At 58.3% G+C, this 1,130-nt stretch carries 2 protein-coding genes; both read right to left on the reverse strand.

Annotation, left to right across the window (positions count from 1 at the left end):
- On the reverse strand, positions 1-138 hold a 138-nt coding region (locus FTT77_RS17550), incomplete at its 3' end, for a LysR family transcriptional regulator (protein ID WP_257222279.1).
- A 27-nt stretch (positions 139-165) separates the two neighbouring features.
- Positions 166-1,130, reverse strand: a 965-nt coding sequence (gene floR / locus FTT77_RS17200; protein ID WP_180063761.1) for a chloramphenicol/florfenicol efflux MFS transporter FloR, incomplete at its 5' end; no start/stop codon positions are given.

The raw sequence follows: 1,130 nt of genomic DNA on the forward strand, positions 1-1,130 counted from the left end.
GCTGATACCAAGTGCCTTGGCCGCATGCCGAAAATTCAGATGCTCGGCGACGGCGATGAACTGAACAAGGGAAATGAGCGGTATCCTGCCAGACAGGATACCGACATTCACGAGGTTTCGATGGTTAGTGCGCCGCATCGGAGCGGGCCTGCTACCAGTCGTCGGTTAGACGACTGGCGACTTCTCGGTGGCAGCCCCACGGAGCCGAAGGAGCACCAGCCCCAACGAAACCAGTACCGCCATCGCCGTGGCGTAACAGATCACGGGCCACGCTGTGTCACCGTTTAAAAGTGCCACCGCCAATGTCCCGACAATGCTGACTATCAGGCTTTGAACGCAGAAGTAGAACGCGACCGCTGATCCCGCGATGTCGTCGAACTCTGCCAAAGCGCCGTTCGCGGTAACGGACACCGTGAAGACAATACCGACCGCGACAACCCACATCGGTAGGATGAAGGTGAGGAATGACGGCGAGCCGTAAAGTTCGCCGATCCCCAACAGGACCGCTCCGCAAACAAGCAACGCCATCCCACGCGCCACGCATCCTGCGATGCCCCATCTGGCGACAAAGGACTTCGCGAAACGGGTTGTCACGATCATTACAAGCGCGACAGTGGCGAAGGCAAAGCTGAATCCGATCTCGGAATATTCCGCTTGGCCTATGAGCACACGGGGAGCCGTCGAGAAGAAGACGAAGTAGGTGCCCATACCGGCGCTAAAGCCGACAGTGTAAACCCAAAAAGCCGGACTCGCGAAGATCGGCAAGACAGATCGGCGCGTCTTGACTTGATCCAGAGGGCGGGTTTCGTGCCACCTGAAACCCGCATTTAGGAGTGCGAGCATCGCCAGTATAGCCAAAGTAATGAATATCGCCTGCCATCCCAAGAACTCGCCGATCAATACTCCGGCGATAGGGCCGAGCGCAGGCACGAACGCCAGCATCGAACTGAAAAGGCCGTAGATGACGACACCCTCAGGACGGTTGGCATAAACGTCGCGAACCGTCGCGAACGTCGCCACCAGCATGGCCGACGCGCCCACTGCTTGAAGTAGACGGAAAGCGACAAAGGCCGGTGCAGTTGAAGACCAAGCTGCTCCCAGAGACGCAATGACGAAAGCCGTTGCGCCCG

Source organism: Acinetobacter sp. YH01010, from assembly GCF_013420775.1.
GTDB classification, from domain to species: Bacteria; Pseudomonadota; Gammaproteobacteria; order Pseudomonadales; family Moraxellaceae; genus Acinetobacter; species Acinetobacter amyesii.